The sequence below is a fragment of the Streptomyces sp. NPDC088923 genome (genome assembly GCF_044749745.1).
In the GTDB taxonomy this organism is placed as follows: domain Bacteria; phylum Actinomycetota; class Actinomycetes; order Streptomycetales; family Streptomycetaceae; genus Streptomyces.
Window position 1 is genome coordinate 2,170,852 of record NZ_JBIVIO010000001.1, and the last position, 13,791, is coordinate 2,184,642.

At 71.8% G+C, this 13,791-nt stretch carries 11 protein-coding genes; 6 read left to right on the forward strand and 5 right to left on the reverse strand.

Annotated features, from left to right (window positions below; all coding sequences use genetic code 11):
- Positions 1–36 precede the first annotated feature (36 nt).
- Positions 37–3,183, reverse strand: a complete 3,147-nt coding sequence (ileS, locus tag ACIP4O_RS09805; RefSeq protein WP_401573357.1) for an isoleucine--tRNA ligase — start codon at positions 3,181–3,183, stop codon at positions 37–39.
- 570 nt (positions 3,184–3,753) lie between these two features.
- Here ileS and ACIP4O_RS09810 point away from each other — a divergent pair.
- The 5 genes from ACIP4O_RS09810 to ACIP4O_RS09830 all read left to right on the forward strand — a co-directional run bounded on the left by ACIP4O_RS09810 (position 3,754) and on the right by ACIP4O_RS09830 (position 8,214).
- Positions 3,754–4,179, forward strand: coding sequence for a TraR/DksA family transcriptional regulator (locus ACIP4O_RS09810; protein ID WP_401573359.1), 426 nt, complete (start codon positions 3,754–3,756; stop codon positions 4,177–4,179).
- Positions 4,180–4,349: 170 nt separating this feature from the next.
- A complete protein-coding gene (gene lspA, locus ACIP4O_RS09815; protein ID WP_401573360.1) occupies positions 4,350–4,967 on the forward strand; it encodes a signal peptidase II in 618 nt (205 codons plus the stop codon).
- Positions 4,968–5,008: 41 nt separating this feature from the next.
- Positions 5,009–5,950, forward strand: a complete 942-nt coding sequence (locus tag ACIP4O_RS09820; RefSeq protein ID WP_401573362.1) for an RluA family pseudouridine synthase — start codon at positions 5,009–5,011, stop codon at positions 5,948–5,950.
- Positions 5,951–5,959: 9 nt separating this feature from the next.
- Positions 5,960–6,463 carry a GNAT family N-acetyltransferase gene (locus ACIP4O_RS09825; protein ID WP_401573364.1) on the forward strand — a complete coding sequence of 168 codons (504 nt, stop codon included), beginning with the start codon at positions 5,960–5,962 and terminating at the stop codon, positions 6,461–6,463.
- A gap of 164 nt (positions 6,464–6,627) precedes the next feature.
- Positions 6,628–8,214 carry a Na+/H+ antiporter gene (locus ACIP4O_RS09830; protein WP_401573366.1) on the forward strand — a complete coding sequence of 529 codons (1,587 nt, stop codon included), beginning with the start codon at positions 6,628–6,630 and terminating at the stop codon, positions 8,212–8,214.
- Positions 8,215–8,512: 298 nt separating this feature from the next.
- Here ACIP4O_RS09830 and ACIP4O_RS09835 read toward each other — a convergent pair whose 3' ends face one another.
- Positions 8,513–9,895 carry a mechanosensitive ion channel domain-containing protein gene (locus ACIP4O_RS09835; protein ID WP_401573367.1) on the reverse strand — a complete coding sequence of 461 codons (1,383 nt, stop codon included), beginning with the start codon at positions 9,893–9,895 and terminating at the stop codon, positions 8,513–8,515.
- Between the two features lie 79 nt (positions 9,896–9,974).
- Here ACIP4O_RS09835 and ACIP4O_RS09840 point away from each other — a divergent pair, with 79 nt between their 5' ends.
- Positions 9,975–10,544 (forward strand): dienelactone hydrolase family protein, encoded by a 570-nt coding sequence (locus ACIP4O_RS09840; RefSeq protein WP_401573369.1) that lies wholly within the window; start codon positions 9,975–9,977, stop codon positions 10,542–10,544.
- Positions 10,545–10,668: 124 nt separating this feature from the next.
- On the opposite strand, the gene ACIP4O_RS09845 is transcribed toward ACIP4O_RS09840, so the two are convergent.
- The 3 genes from ACIP4O_RS09845 to ACIP4O_RS09855 all read right to left on the reverse strand — a co-directional run bounded on the left by ACIP4O_RS09845 (position 10,669) and on the right by ACIP4O_RS09855 (position 13,775).
- Entirely contained in the window at positions 10,669–11,523 is an 855-nt protein-coding gene (locus tag ACIP4O_RS09845; RefSeq protein WP_401573371.1) for a thioredoxin domain-containing protein, read from the reverse strand.
- 75 nt (positions 11,524–11,598) lie between these two features.
- Entirely contained in the window at positions 11,599–12,288 is a 690-nt protein-coding gene (locus ACIP4O_RS09850; protein WP_401573927.1) for a hypothetical protein, read from the reverse strand.
- 149 nt (positions 12,289–12,437) lie between these two features.
- Positions 12,438–13,775 carry a DUF2252 domain-containing protein gene (locus ACIP4O_RS09855; protein WP_401573373.1) on the reverse strand — a complete coding sequence of 446 codons (1,338 nt, stop codon included), beginning with the start codon at positions 13,773–13,775 and terminating at the stop codon, positions 12,438–12,440.
- Positions 13,776–13,791 lie beyond the last annotated feature (16 nt).

Here is a 13,791-nt window from a genome sequence, read left to right on the forward strand (position 1 = left end):
GCTGGATTTTTCCAGTCCCTCCGGCGATAAGGGCTTTCAGCCCAGCTTGTGCAGTGCGAACGTCAGCCCGAGGCCCGTGTCCTCGAAGGGCTTGCCGTAGAGCTCTGTCGGCTCGCCCTCCGCGTAGTCCGTGGCCAGGACTTCGTCGGCGATCAGGCTCGCGTGTTCGCGCAGGGCCTCGGCGAGGGCGGGGTCGGCGCTGGTCCAGCGCAGGGCGATGCGGTCGGCCACGTCGAGGCCGCTGTTCTTGCGGGCCTCCTGGACGAGGCGGATCGCGTCACGGGCGAGGCCCGCGCGGCGCAGCTCCTCGGTGATCTCCAGGTCGAGGGCGACCGTGGCGCCCGCCTCGGAGGCGACCGCCCAGCCCTCGCGCGGGGTCTCCGTCAGGAAGACCTCCTCGGGGGAGAGGGCGACCTCCTCACCGTCCACGAGGACCGTCGCCGTGCCCGTCTCGCGCAGGGACGCCGAGAGCGCCGCGGCGTCCGCGTCGGCGACCGCCTTCGCGACCGCCTGCACGCCCTTGCCGAACCGCTTGCCGAGCGCGCGGAAGTTGGCCTTCGCGCTCGTGTCCACGAGCGAGGCGCCGACCTCGCCGAGCGAGGCGAGCCCCGCGACGTTCAGCTCCTCCGCGATCTGCGCCCGCAGCTCCTCGCCCAGCGTCTCGAAGCCCGTCGCCGCGATGAGCGCGCGGCTCAGCGGCTGGCGGGTCTTGACGCCCGACTCGGCGCGCGTCGCGCGGCCCAGCTCCACGAGCCGCCGCACGAGCGCCATCTGCCGCGACAACTCCTCGTCCACGGCCGCGGGATCGGCCTCGGGCCAGCTCGCCATGTGCACCGACTCGGCCGCCGAGGCGTCCACGGAGACCACGAGGTCCTGCCAGACCCGCTCCGTGACGAAGGGGACGAGCGGGGCCATGAGCCGCGTGACCGTCTCGACGACCTCGTGCAGGGTGCGCAGCGCCGCCTTGTCGCCCTGCCAGAAGCGGCGGCGCGAGCGGCGCACGTACCAGTTGGAGAGGTCGTCGACGAAAGCGGAGAGGAGCTGCCCGGTGCGGTGGGTGTCGTACGACTCCAGCGCCTCGGTGACCCCGGCGGTGAGCTTGTGCAGCTCGGACAGGAGCCAGCGGTCGATGACGGGGCGCTCGGCGGGGGCCGGATCGGCGGCCGAGGGCGCCCAGTTCGACGTACGGGCGTACAGGGCCTGGAAGGCCACGGTGTTCCAGTACGTGAGGAGCGTCTTGCGGACGACCTCCTGGATCGTGCCGTGCCCGACGCGGCGCGCCGCCCAGGGCGAGCCGCCCGCCGCCATGAACCAGCGGACCGCGTCGGCGCCGTGCTGGTCCATGAGCGGGATCGGCTGGAGGATGTTGCCCAGGTGCTTGGACATCTTCCGGCCGTCCTCGGCGAGGATGTGGCCGAGGCACACGACGTTCTCGTAGCTCGACTCGTCGAAGACGAGGGTGCCGATCGCCATCAGCGTGTAGAACCAGCCGCGGGTCTGGTCGATCGCCTCGGAGATGAACTGCGCGGGGTAGCGCGCCTCGAACAGCTCCTTGTTGCGGTACGGGTAGCCCCACTGCGCGAAGGGCATCGAACCCGAGTCGTACCAGGCGTCGATGACCTCCTCGACGCGCTTCGCGCCCGCGCCGCACTCGGGGCAGGCGAAGGTGACCGCGTCGATGTACGGGCGGTGCGGGTCCAGGCCCGACTGGTCGGTGCCGGTCAGCTCGCTCAGCTCGGCGAGCGAGCCGACGCAGGTCAGGTGGTCGTCCGGGCAGCGCCAGACGGGCAGCGGGGTGCCCCAGTAGCGCTTGCGCGAGAGCGCCCAGTCCACGTTGTTCTTGAGCCAGTCCCCGAAGCGGCCGTGCTTGACGTTCTCCGGGTGCCAGTTGGTCTTCTCGTTCTCCTCCAGGAGGCGGTCGCGCACCGCGGTCGTGCGGATGTACCAGGAGGGCTGCGCGTAGTAGAGCAGCGCGGTGTGGCAGCGCCAGCAGTGCGGGTAGCTGTGCTCGTACGGGACGTGCTTGAAGAGCAGGCCGCGCGCCTTCAGGTCGGCGACGAGGTCCTCGTCGGCCTTCTTGAAGAACTGGCCGCCGACGAGGGGCACGTCCTCGGCGAAGGTGCCGTTGGAGCGGACCGGGTTGACGACGGGCAGCCCGTAGGCGCGGCAGACGCGGAGGTCGTCGGCGCCGAAGGCGGGGGACTGGTGGACGAGCCCGGTGCCGTCCTCGGTCGTCACGTACGTGTCGTTGACGACGTAGTGCGCGGCCTCGGGGAACTCGATCAGCTCGAAGGGGCGCCGGTAGGTCCAGCGCTCCATCTCCGCGCCCGTGTACCGCTCGCCCGTCGCCTCCCAGCCCTCGCCGAGGGCCTTCTCCAGGAGAGGTTCGGCGACGAGGAGGCGCTCGGCGCCGTCCGTCGCCACGACGTAGGAGACCTCGGGGTGCGCGGCGACGGCGGTGTTCGAGACGAGCGTCCACGGCGTCGTCGTCCACACGAGCAGCGCGGTGTTCCCGGCGAGCGGGCCGGAGGTGAGCGGGAGGCGTACGTAGACCGAGGGGTCGACGACGGTCTCGTACCCCTGCGCCAGCTCGTGGTCCGAGAGGCCCGTCTCGTCCTTCGGGCACCAGGGGGCGACGCGGTAGTCCTCGACGAGGAGGCCCTTGTCGAAGATCTGCTTCAGCGACCACCACACCGACTCGACGTACTCGGGGTCCATCGTGCGGTAGGCGTGGTCGACGTCGAGCCAGTAGCCCATGCGGGTCGTCAGCTCGGTGAAGGCGTCGGTGTGCCGGGTCACGGACTCGCGGCACTTCGCGTTGAACTCCGCGATGCCGTACGCCTCGATGTCCTTCTTGCCCGTGAAGCCGAGCTCCTTCTCGACCGCCAGCTCGACCGGCAGGCCGTGGCAGTCCCAGCCGGCCTTGCGGCCCACGTGGTAGCCGCGCATCGTGCGATAGCGCGGGAAGACGTCCTTGAAGACGCGCGCCTCGATGTGGTGCGCGCCCGGCATGCCGTTGGCGGTCGGCGGGCCCTCGTAGAAGACCCACTCGGGGCGGCCCTCGGACTGGGCGAGCGTCTTGGCGAAGGTGTCGCGCTCGCGCCACAGGTCGAGCACCTCGTGCTCAAGGGCGGGGAGGTCCACCTGGGCGGGGACGGGTCGGTACTGCGGCGGGGTCGTCATGGGGCTCGCTGCTCCTCCGGCGGATCTGCTTTCCGTCGGAGGGACGAGAGCCGACGCGCTCCCGCGGTACCACCCTCCTTGGCCACCGGGCGACTGCCCTGCGGCCCCCTCATTGGGTCCGCGAAGCCGGTTCTACGGCCGCGGGGCACTCACCCCTGGCTTTCCTCCGGCGGCTCCGGGGGTGATCTTCGCGTCGCGCGTGCCCCCGGGCTTCCACCGTCCCCGGGTCGCTCCTGGCCGCTTCTCGGCGCTACTCGTCCCCATCCACACCTGTGTTTCGCTGCCGCAAGTGTACGGGTACGGGGTGGGCGGGCCGCCACGGCTTTGGGCGCCACGGCTTTGGGCGCGACCGGTGGCCGGTCGGGGAGAGCCGTCCGGGGAGGGCGCACGGGGGCGCGTGGCGGTCGGGGGCGGCGTGGCCCGTTGCCGAGCGGAGGATGTCGATTTATCGTCCCACCACCGTGTGTGCGGGGCTGTTTCGCGTACGCGGGGGCAGGAACGAGGAATATCGCAGGCCGGTCCGGTGCTGCGTCTGCGGCAAGCGGTACGACGAAGGTGATGGAGGAGATCGTGCCCACTACGCGCGGCGGAGCGACGGACCCCGCTGAACTGGCGGTACGGCCTGGCGAGGACCCCTGGACGGCTGAGGAGGCCGCCGAGGCGAGGCATGGCCTGGAGCAGGAGATCGCCGGGCTGCGGGCCGAGCTGGAGACGGCCGAGGCGGACCTCGCGAGCCTGATGCGGGACTCCGCGGACGGGGCGGGGGACGACGAGGCGGACACCGGGACGAAGAACGTGACCCGGGAGCACGAGCTGGCACTGGCCGCGGGGTCGCGGGAGCGGCTCGAACAGACGGAGCGGGCGCTGCGGCGGCTGGAGGCGGGGACGTACGGGGTGTGCGAGAACTGCGGGAAGCCGATCGGGAAGGCGCGGATGCAGGCGTTTCCGCATGCGATTCTCTGCGTGGACTGCAAGCAGAAGTCCGAGCGGCGGTAGGGGCGGGAGAGGGCGGGGCTTCGGGGCTTCGCCCCGGGCCCCATCTCTGGGGCTCCGCCCCAGACCCCGCTCCTCAAACTCCCCCAGCCTTCGGCCGGGGGGACCCCCAGAGGGGCTGGTTTTCGCGTTACCCTCGGAGCCATTCGGTTCATCGGGTTTGAGGACGGCACGTGGCTGAGGCGGGGCGCACCATCGAGAGAGTTTCGGCCGAGCGTGCGGGCAAGGGGCCGCGGCGCGTGCTCGCGTTGTTCGTGGTGGCCGTGCTCGTGTACGCCATCGACCTCGTGAGCAAGCTGCTCGTCGTCGCGAGGCTGGAGGGGCACGGGGACGGGTCCGTGCAGGTCATCGGGGACTGGCTGCGGCTCACCGCGATCCGGAACTCGGGGGCCGCCTTCTCGATGGGCGAGGCGTACACGATCGTCTTCACGGTCATCGCCGCCGGCGTCATCGTCGTCATCGCCCGTCTCGCCCGCAAGCTGCACAGCCTGCCCTGGGCCATCGCGCTCGGGCTGCTCCTCGGCGGTGCGCTCGGCAACCTCACCGACCGGATCTTCCGCTCCCCGGGCGTCTTCCGGGGCGCCGTCGTCGACTTCATCGCGCCCAAGGGCTACGCCGTCTTCAACCTCGCGGACTCCGCGATCGTGTGCGGTGGCATCCTCATCGTCCTGCTCTCCTTCCGCGGCCTCGACCCGGACGGCACCAGGCACCGTGACGAGAAGGCCGAGGACAAGACCGAGGACGAGGGCGACGAGAAGGCCGGGGAGAAGGCCGGGAGCGCGGGCGAGTAGCTCGCGTACCGGCCTTCCTCACCGTCCGGCATACTCGACGGGTGAGCGCTATTCCCGAGGTCCGTACCCTTCCCGTCCCCGACGGCCTGGAGGGCGAGCGTGTCGACGCCGCCCTCTCCCGCATGTTCGGCTTCTCCCGCACCAAGGCCGCCGAGCTGGCCGCGGGCGGAAAGGTGCAGGTCGACGGCTCGGTGGTGGGCAAGTCCGAGCGGGTGCGCGGCGGCGCCTGGCTGGAGGTCGAGATGCCGCGGGCCGCGGCGCCCGTCCGGATCGTCGCCGAACCCGTCGAGGGCATGGAGATCGTCCACGACGACGAGGACGTCGTCGTGATCATGAAGCCGGTCGGCGTCGCCGCCCACCCCAGCCCCGGCTGGACGGGCCCGACCGTGATCGGCGGCCTCGCCGCCGCCGGGTACCGCATCTCCACCTCGGGCGCCGCCGAGCGCCAGGGCATCGTGCACCGCCTCGACGTCGGCACCTCCGGGCTCATGGTGGTCGCCAAGTCCGAGCACGCGTACACCTCGCTCAAGAACCAGTTCCGCGTCCGTACGGTCGACAAGCGCTATCACACGCTCGTCCAGGGCCACCCCGACCCGACCTCGGGCACCATCGACGCGCCCATCGGCCGCCATCCGCAGCACGACTACAAGTGGGCCGTGACCGCCGAGGGCAAGGCCTCGGTCACCCACTACGACCTCATCGAGGCGTTCCGCGCCGCGTCCCTCTTGGACGTCAAGCTGGAGACGGGCCGCACCCACCAGATCCGCGTGCACATGTCCGCGCACCGCCATCCCTGCGTCGGCGACCTCACCTACGGGGCCGATCCCACGCTCGCCAAGCGGCTCGGCCTCACCCGGCAGTGGCTGCACGCGGTCCGCCTCGGCTTCACCCACCCCGGCACGGGCGACTGGGCCGAGTACACGAGCGAGTACCCCGAGGACCTCCAGCGCGCCCTGGACCGGGTCCGCGCCGAGAGCCGCTGAGGAGGCTTCGTGAACAACGCGACACTGGCGGAGGGCACGCTGCCCGACGGCACCGCGTACGTCGTGCGGCGGGCGGAGAGCGACGAGGACCGCGCGGCGTGCTTCCTCGTGCGCAAGGAGGTCTTCGTCCAGGAGCAGGGCGTGCCCGAGGACCTGGAGTACGACGCGCTCGACGCCGGGGCCGTGCACGTACTCGCGCTCGCCGAGGACGGCACACCGCTCGGCGCCGGACGGCTGCTGCACGGCGAGGCCGCGTGGGAGCCGACCGGGCACACGGAGGGGGCCGGCTCGCTCGGGCGGCTCGCCGTGCGCGGCGCGGCACGGGGCGGCGGGGCCGGGGCCGCGCTCGTCACCGGCATCGAGCGGCTCGCCGCCGGACTCGGGCTCACGAGCGTGGACCTGCACGCCCAGACGCGTGCGCTCGGTTTCTACGAGCGGCTCGGATACGTGGCGTACGGGGGGACTTACCTCGAAGCCGGGATCGAACACCGGGCGATGCGGAAGGCTGTCTGAGGCCGGGGGCCACCGGTCGCGCGACCGGGCGGGCCGTGACCCACCTGTTCGGTAAAGAAACACCCATGGGAGGGTAGGGGGACCCCTCAGGGGGTGATTCCGGTGAGGATCGGCCCTGGTGGAGGGGTGGCCCGTACGTCTGAGCCCCCTGGGAGGCCCCCGCCGTGGACCAATTGGCGCTGCTGATCCTGCTGTTGCTCGGAGCCGTGCTCACGGTGCCCCTCGGGGACAAACTGGCGCTGCCCTCCCCGGTGCTCATGACGCTGCTCGGGGTCGTCCTCGCGCTGCTCCCCTTCGTGCCGAACGTCAGCATCCCGCCCGAGTTCATCCTGCCGCTCGTCCTGCCGCCCTTGCTCTACGCGGCGGTGCAACGGACCTCCTGGCGCCAGTTCGCGGCGAACAAGCGGCCCATCTTCTTCCTCGCCGTCGCGCTCGTCTTCGTCACGACCGCCGCCGTCGCCGCGGTGGCCAGCGCTATCGTCCCGGGCCTGCCGCTCGCCGCCGCCGTCGCGCTCGGCGCACTCGTCGCGCCGCCCGACCCGGTCGCGGCGACCGCCGTCGCCGGCTCGCTCGGGCTGCCGCGCCGCCTCGTCTCCATCCTGGAGGGCGAGGGCCTCTTCAACGACGTCACCGCGATCGTGCTCTACCACGTCGCGATCGGCGCGGCGGTCGGCGGCAGCTTCTCGCTCCCCTCGGCCGTGGGCCTCTTCTTCCTCTCGGCGGCCGTCGCCGTCGCCGTCGGTCTCGCGCTCGGCTGGCTCACCAGCAAGCTCCTCGACTTCCTCGGCGACGCGACCCTCCAGACCGGGCTCACCCTCCTCGTCCCCTTCGTCAGCTACGTGATCGCCGAGGAGCTGCACGGCTCGGGTGTGCTCGCCGTGCTCACCACCGCGCTCTTCCTGTCCGAGTACGCGCTCGGCGCCGACGACGTGCTCGGGCGCATCACCGGTCAGACCTTCTGGCAGGTCGTCGACACCCTCGTCACCGGGGTCGCCTTCGGGCTCATCGGGCTCGAACTGCACACCGTCTTCGGCACGGCCGGCGACCGGGTCTGGGAGATGATCGGCTGGGGCCTGCTCGTGGCGGCCGTCGTCATCGGCGTACGGTTCCTGTGGCTGCTGCCCGCGAGCTGGCTGACCCAGCGGCTGCACAAGAAGCGTGACGTCGCCGAGGACATCCCGACGAGCTGGCGCGAGACCGTCGTCATGTGGTGGGCGGGGATGCGGGGCGTCGCCTCGGTCGCCCTCGCCCTCGCCATCCCGCTCACGACGGACGCGGGCAAGCCCTTCCCCGGGCGCGACGAACTCGTCTTCATCGCCTTCTGCGTCATCATGGTCACTCTCGTCTTCCAGGGGCTCACGCTGCCGTGGCTCGTGCGGAGACTGGGCGTGCGGGCCGATACGGACGCCGAGCGGCAGATCGAGCACGACCTCGCCATCCGCGCGGCGAAGGCGGCCCGGCGCAGGCTCCACGAGATCGAGTCGCTCCAGGACCTTCCCGACGATGTCATCGAACGCCTTCAGCGCGGTGCCTTCGATATCGGGGCGCGGATCAGCCCGGAGATCCTGGACGACGAGCGGCGCGAGCACCTGGCGCAGCGGGTGGAGCGCGTGAGGGCGTTCAGGAAGGTGCAGAAGGAGATGATGTCGGCGGCGCGGCATGCGGTGCTGTCGGCGCGGAGTGAGCCGGGGGCGGATCCGGAGATCGTGGACCGGGTGTTGCGGCAGCTTGACGTGCGGTCTTTGCATTGAGGGGGCGGGGGTGGCCCGGGACGCGGGTGCGGCCTCGCGGGGCTCCGCCCCGGGCCCCGGATTCGGGGCTCCGCCCCGGGCCCCGGATTCGGGGCTCCGCCCCGGGCCCCGCTCCTCAAACGCCGGAGGGGCTTGATTTATGGGGCTCCGCCCCATGCCCCGCTCCTCAAACGCCGGAGGGGCTGGAGTGCCGGGCTCCGCTGCTCAAGTGGCGGAGGGGCTTGATTTGTTCTTCGTGCGGCTATGAAATCTCAACTTCGCGTGGTCTTGAGGGGGGCGGCCATCCCGCTCATCCCGCTCACCCCCGTCCGGTCCGTCGGGTCCGGGGGCCCACGTCGTGGTGGCGGGGGTCAGGGGCGCTCGGGTGGGGGCGCTGCGGGGCGTGGTCGCGGGAGCCGCGGCCGTAGTGCTCGCGGGAGCGGGGGGCGCGGTCCGTGCGCGGCGAGGACTCGTCCTCCCGAGGCCCGTCCGCGTTCTGCGCGGGCACGGCGTCGTCCTCCTCCGCGCGCAGCGCGTCCTCCGCCTCCGGGGGCAGTTCGTGGCCGTCCTCGCGCAAGGGGTAGTCCGCCGCGTTGTTGCTGTGGACCTCGGAGGGGCGCGGCTGGGTGTCCTTGCGCAGGCTCGGTGCGGAGGCGGCGGCCGGGGGCTCGGCGGCGGGGACGGTGGCGACGCTCGGCAGGGCGTACGGGTGGTGGGCGCTGAGCCAGGCGATGAGCCGCTCGCGGACCACGACCCGTACCGTCCAGATGTCGTCCGCGTCCTTCGCCGTGACCACGGCGCGTACCTCGATCGTCGTCGGCGTCGTGTCCGTCACGGCGAGGCTCCAGTCGCGGCCGTCCCAGGCGGGGCAGTCGGCGAGGATGCGCCGCAGTTCCTCGCGCATGAGCGGGACGGGGGCCGAGTGGTCGAGCTGGAAGAAGACGGTGCCGGACATCTGCGCGCCGCCGCGCGACCAGTTCTCGAAGGGCCGCGAGGTGAAGTACGAGACCGGCATCGTGATGCGCCGCTCGTCCCACGTACGCACCGCGAGGAAGGTCAGCGTGACCTCCTCGACGACACCCCACTCGCCGTCCACGACCACCGTGTCCCCGATCCGGACCATGTCGCCGAAGGCGATCTGGAAACCGGAGAAGAGGTTGCCGAGGGTCGACTGCGCGGCGACACCCGCGACGATCCCGATGATCCCCGCCGAGGCGAGCACCGACTTCCCCGCCGTCCGCAGATCGGGAAAGGTCATGAGCATCGAGGCGACCGCGATGACGATGACGAGGGCCGTGACGATCCGCATGATGAGCGTCATCTGCGTACGGACCCTGCGCACCCGCGCCGCGTCGCGCGTCACCGCCGCGTACCGCGCGTACGAGGACTCCAGGACCGTCGAGACGACCCGGACCAGGAGCCACGCCGTCGCCCCGATGAGGACGAGGGTCAGGATCAGCCCGATCGCGCCGTCGGAGCGCTCCACCACGCTCCAGGTGATCTCCCGGTAGCTGCCGCGCAGGAGCGCCGCGAGCAGCAGCACCTGCCAGGGCACCCGGCACTCGCGCAGCTTCTCCCACAGCGGGGTCTCGTTGTGCCGTACCGCCGCGCGCGCGAGCAGCCGGTCCGAACCCCAGCCGAGGAACAGCGTGAGCAGGACGGAACCGCCGATCACGAGGACGGGGCGCAGGATCTCTTCCATGGGCGTCAAGGTCTCCGGGTCTCGGTCGGCCCCCGGGGCCTGGCGCGTCCGGGTCGGGGGCGCTGGCAGGATGACCGTCATGGACATCCTGCTTTTTCACTCCGCCTACGGACTGCGACCGGCCGTGCACGAGGCGGCCGACCGGCTGCGGGCGGCCGGACACCAGGTGCGCGTGCCCGACCTGTACGAGGGGCAAACGGCGGGGACGGAGGAGGAGGCCGCCGAGCTGCGCGAATCGATCGGCAACGACCGCCTGCTGACCCGGGCCGTCAAGGCCGCCGCGCCCTTCAGTGACAAAGGACTCGTCTACGCCGGCTTCTCGCTCGGCGGGGCCCTCGCGCAGAACCTCGCACTCGGTGACGAGAACGCCCGCGGTCTGCTCCTCCTGCACGGCACCTCGGATCTGCGCGAGGACGCGGCCGTCGACGACCTCCCCGTACAGCTGCACGTCGCCGACCCCGACCCGGCCGAGACGCACGAGTGGCTGAGTCTGTGGTACCCGCAGATGCGGCGGGCGGGGGCCGACGTGGAGATCTACCGGTACCCGGGCGCGGGCCACCTCTTCACCGACCCCGCACTCCCCGACTACGACGCGGAGGCCGCCGAGCAGGTGTGGCGGACGGCGCTCGGGTTCCTGGACAGCCTGTAGCCGCCTGGGCGGCTCGCCTCTCGGGGCTCCGCCCCGAACCCCGCTCCTACCCCGCTCCTCAAACGCCGGAGAGGCTGGAATGTTCCCGTCCCAGGAAATTCCAGCCCCTCCGGTCCTGAGCGACTCAGCCCTTCAGCGCCGCGTCGATCGCCGTCTTGTAGTCCTGGACGGTCATCGGCGCGTTCTGGCCGTCGCTGCCGACGACCTTCTTGCCGTCCATGACCATCGACGGTGTGCCGGTGACGCCGTACTTGTCGGACTGCTTGTTGAAGTTCTTGCTCATCTCGATCGCCCAGCGGTCGTACGTGCCGTCCTTGACCTGCTTCTCGAAGGTCGCGTTGTCCTTGAGCGCGGGGACGGTCGCGGCGATCTTGAGGAGGTAGGAGTCCGAGTTGAACTTGTCGTCGGTCTCGTCCGGGTGCCATTCCTTCTTGTACATGGCGGTCTTGTAGTCGAGGAAGGCGTCGGGGCTGACGTTGAGCGCGGCGCCGAGAGCGCTCATCGCGTTCTTGGAGCCGGAGCCCCGGCTGCCGAGGTCGATCTTGCTGCCGGAGCCGGAGTCCCCGTCGAGGAAGGTCGCGCCGACGTACTCGATCTTGAACTTGCCCGCGTCCAGGTCGGCGTGGACGTCCGGGCCCACGGTCTGCTCGAACTGCGAGCAGATCGGGCAGCGCGGGTCCTCGAAGAGGGTCAGGGTCTTCTTCGCGGAGTCCTTGCCGATGACGACCGTCGTGCCGTTCGCGCCGCTCGTGTTCTTCGGCTTGACGAGGGTGTCCGACTTCGCGGACTCCCACTGCGAGGGCTTGTTGCCCTGGGCGACCGCGACGGCTATCCCGGCGCCTATCGCGAGGACGGCGACGACGCCGCCGGCGACGAGGAACTGGCGCTTGCGGGCGTCCTTCTTCGCCTGGCGCTCGCGTTCGGCGCGCAGCCGCTCGCGGGCGGTGGCCTTGGCCTGCTGGCTGTTGCGCTGGCTCATGGGGTGACTCCGTAATCCGTAAGACGTGTGAGGACGTGCGAAACGAGGCCGTGCCGGCGGGCACGGCGGGGGACTTCAGGCGGTGAGTGCCACCGCGGGAGGTCCCCGGCGTCCTACGGAGTGGGCCAGGAGCAGCAGGTGGGGGCGGGCCACGCGGGCGAGGGCGGGGCCGAGGTGGGCGCGGGCCGCGCGGGAGCGGGCGGCGGCGCAGGCCACGGCGAGCAGCAGCGGCCGGAAGGCGAACCAGGTGAGCGAGCCGAGCGCCCGCGCGAGGGCCCTCTCGCCGCCGCGCAGCCACGCCGCCGCCAGCATCCCGACGGCCAGGTGCGCGCCGAGCAGCAGCCAGGCGGCGCCCGGCCGCGGGTCGGTGAGGAGGGTCGCGGCGCCGGTGGGCTCGCCCCCGGCGAAGTGGCTCAGCGGGACACCGACCGGGCCGCCGCCGCACAGGACGTCGATGCCGACGCTGCGCAGCGGTCCCGCGACCGGGCCGCCGCCCTCGCCGTAGCAGAGGTGCTGGCCCGTCGTGAAGACGGTGTCGGCGGCCAGTTCCAGGGGGACGAGCAGCGCGGCGATGGCCCCGTAGCGCCGCTCACGGCCCGCGAGCGCGTACGCGAGCGCGAAGACGGCCCCCGCGACCACGAGGAGCGGGGTGAGGGGCAGCGGGGAGCGGGTCAGGATCACGTGGGAGGCAGCCGAGAGCGTCACCACGAGCGCGGTGAAGAACAGCGCGCGCAGTGCTCTGAGCTGGGTCCCTGATATGTCCATCGCTGTCGAGTCTGCCACGGGCCCGGTTAAGCGAGCCCTAAAGGGATGCTGTGGAAGGCCCCGGGGTGACAGGCGCCACCGCGAAGCCGTGTGGCGCAAGGGAATCATCCGTCCGCCCCCGGGACAACACCCCGGAGGCGGACGGCTGCTCACAGCCCGGGGATACGCCCGTTGCGGAAGAGGTCCACGAAGATCTGGTGGTCGCGGCGGGCGACCGCCCCGTAACCGTGCGCGAACTCGACGAGGAGCGGCGCGAAGCCCTCCTCGTCCGCGGCGATCGCGGCGTCGATGGCCCGCTCGGTCGAGAAGGGCACCAGCTCCGAGTGCTCGCTCTCGTCGTCCGCCGCCGCGTGCATCGCGGCCGTGGCCCGCCCGAGGTCGGCGACGACGGCGGCGATCTCCTCGTACTCGTCGATGTCGCTCCAGTCGAGATCGACCGCGTACGGCGAGATCTCCGCGACGAGCTGCCCGGCCCCGTCCAGCTCGGTCCAGCCGAGCCACGGGTCGGCGTGCGCCTGGAGGGCGCGCTGCGAGATCACCGTGCGGTGCCCCTCGTGCAGGAAGTAGGCGCGCGCCGCCGGGTCGTCCACGTGCCGCGAGACGGCGGGCGTCTGGGCCTGCTTGAGGTAGATCACGACGTCGTTCTCCAGCGCGTCGCTGTTCCCCTCCAGGAGGATGTTGTACGAGGGCAGCCCGGCCGAGCCGATGCCGATGCCGCGCCTGCCGACGACGTCCTTGACGCGGTAGGAGTCGGGCCGCGCGAGGCTGGACTCGGGCAGCGTCTCCAGGTAGCCGTCGAAGGCGGCCAGGACCTTGTAGCGTGTCGCCGCGTCCAGCTCGATCGTGCCGGGACCGGCGGTGAAGCGGCGCTCGGCCTCGCGAATCCCGGTCATCGACTCCAGGAGCCCGAAGCGGGTCAGCGAGCGGGCCTCGCGCAGCGCGCCGAGCAGCGGCCCCTCGGCGGTGTCGAGCGTGAAGGGCGGCACCTCGTCGCTCTTGGCGCCGGTCGCGAGCTGGTGGACGCGCTCGCGGTAGGCGTGCGCGTAGACCGTGACCAGCTCGGTGATCTGCGCGTCGCTGAGCGCCTTCGCGTAGCCGATGAGGGCGACGGAGGCGGCGAAGCGCTTGAGGTCCCAGGTGAAGGGGCCGACGTACGCCTCGTCGAAGTCGTTGACGTTGAAGACGAGGCGGCCCTGGGCGTTCATGTACGTGCCGAAGTTCTCGGCGTGGAGGTCGCCGTGCACCCACACGCGGCTCGTGCGCTCGTCGAGGTAGGGGCCGCCGTGCCGCTCGCGGGCGAGGTCGGCGTAGAAGAGGCAGGCCGTACCGCGGTAGAACGCGAAGGCGGAGGCCGCCATCTTGCGGAACTTGACGCGGAAGGCGGCGGGGTCCGCCGTCAGCAGCTCCCCGAAGGCCGTGTCGAACACGCCGAGGATGTGCTCTCCCCGCTCCTCGGCGGGGATGGCAGTGGGCTGCGGGACGGACATCGCGGGTGCCTCCTTG

What these genes read in the sequence shown, in the direction of transcription:
- ileS (WP_401573357.1), bottom strand. Translation starts at nt 3,183, where the DNA reads ATGACGACCCCGCCGCAGTACCGACCCGTCCCCGCCCAGGTGGACCTC.
- ACIP4O_RS09835 (WP_401573367.1), bottom strand. Translation starts at nt 9,895, where the DNA reads ATGGAAGAGATCCTGCGCCCCGTCCTCGTGATCGGCGGTTCCGTCCTG.
- ACIP4O_RS09840 (WP_401573369.1), top strand. Translation starts at nt 9,975, where the DNA reads ATGGACATCCTGCTTTTTCACTCCGCCTACGGACTGCGACCGGCCGTG.
- ACIP4O_RS09845 (WP_401573371.1), bottom strand. Translation starts at nt 11,523, where the DNA reads ATGAGCCAGCGCAACAGCCAGCAGGCCAAGGCCACCGCCCGCGAGCGG.
- ACIP4O_RS09850 (WP_401573927.1), bottom strand. Translation starts at nt 12,288, where the DNA reads ATGGACATATCAGGGACCCAGCTCAGAGCACTGCGCGCGCTGTTCTTC.
- ACIP4O_RS09855 (WP_401573373.1), bottom strand. Translation starts at nt 13,775, where the DNA reads ATGTCCGTCCCGCAGCCCACTGCCATCCCCGCCGAGGAGCGGGGAGAG.